Annotated in this window: 1 protein-coding gene and 1 pseudogene; both read right to left on the bottom strand. The window is 57.0% G+C overall.

The features are described from left to right. Positions 1-711, bottom strand: a 711-nt coding sequence (locus ACFWPJ_RS33315; RefSeq protein ID WP_378857575.1) for a polymorphic toxin type 50 domain-containing protein, incomplete at its 3' end; no start/stop codon positions are given. 62 nt (positions 712-773) lie between these two features. Then, positions 774-1221 (bottom strand): annotated as a pseudogene (locus ACFWPJ_RS33310) (hypothetical protein); the annotation flags it as partial.

The following is a 1221-nucleotide window of genomic DNA, read 5'->3' as shown; positions in this document are numbered from 1 at the left end:
TCCATCGCCTGCATAGGTGATTATGCCCTTCGGTGGTGGGGTGAGCTGTCCAGTTTGAGGGTCGGCATATTGGCCGATTTCCCGGCCGAAGTCTACCCGCTCTTTGAACCCGGCGTCGCCGCGAGGTACCCTTCCGACGGGATCTCCCGTACCCGCAGATTGGGCAAGCTCATTGGGATCTTCGGTCAGCTTACTTCGTCCAGGTATGTAGTTGGGGTGCCCTTCGATATGTTTACCTTGCTTCCCGTCGTGTACAGGTGGGGCCTCCTGTGGGGCACCCTTGGGTTTACCCTGGTCGCCAGGCGCATCTTTGGCATCTGGGGTCAGGTCGTTTATTCGTTCCATTTCGGCCTCGTGGGCCTCGGGAGGATTCTTGACGTCGACCTTTTTCCTGAAACTACAGCCGTCGATTATTCGGCGTACGTCACCTGCATGCTCTTTTACTTTCAAGCCAATTTTGGCCATAGTTTTCGCGGCCTTGGCCGCGGTGACGACAGCTGCTCCAAAACCCAGGGTCAGGGCGCCGGCTACCACCCCTACGATTACGCCTTCGACGACCTCTTGTGCAATCATGATGGCGATATCGTTAGCTAGCTGGCGTGCCTTTGCTTCGAGGTCCCGGCGAAGCTGATCGAGTGCATTCTTTTGCTCACGACACGCAGTTTCGAGATCGACGTACGAATCCAGCAAGGCTGTTGCCGCCGCCGCCATCTTTTTGATGTCGTCGTCTACGTGCTCGAGCGCAGGCGCTGTTTCGGCTTCGAAACTACTTGCTAGCGAGGTGAGGAGCGAAGGGAGTTCTTGATTCCTCGAGGTGATGCGAGCTGATTCCAGACGTCGGCTGCGTGCTGTAGCTTGGTGGGCTCTCCGTCGGGAATCGGGACCCCATAGTCGCTGAGGGCGCTGAGCGCGAATCCCAGGTCATCGAATAGGCCGCTTGTGGGACCGCCAGCGGAAGGGGGTGGTACCGTGCAGGTCTGCCAAGTGGCGGGAAATTTGGTTGGCTCTACCGGGGCTGGACGATTACTTCCGGATTCCCAGTCGGAAACGGCATAGATGTATCCGAGCGTCTGTAGAACATTGGCATAGTTTCCCATTGCTTGGATGAGAATCTGCGTTGCATCGAATGTTCGGGAAGTAGCCTCGTCATAGGAATTTGCCCAATCCTTTGATTCGCCGATGTTTCCTCCCATCGAGGCGGTATCGGCTAGGGCGCTCATC

It is taken from the genome of Nocardia sp. NPDC058497 (genome assembly GCF_042720195.1).
In the GTDB taxonomy this organism is placed as follows: Bacteria; Actinomycetota; Actinomycetes; order Mycobacteriales; family Mycobacteriaceae; genus Nocardia.
The sequence above is the reverse complement of the archived record's forward strand: the minus strand, read 5'-3'. Positions and strand labels throughout refer to the sequence as shown.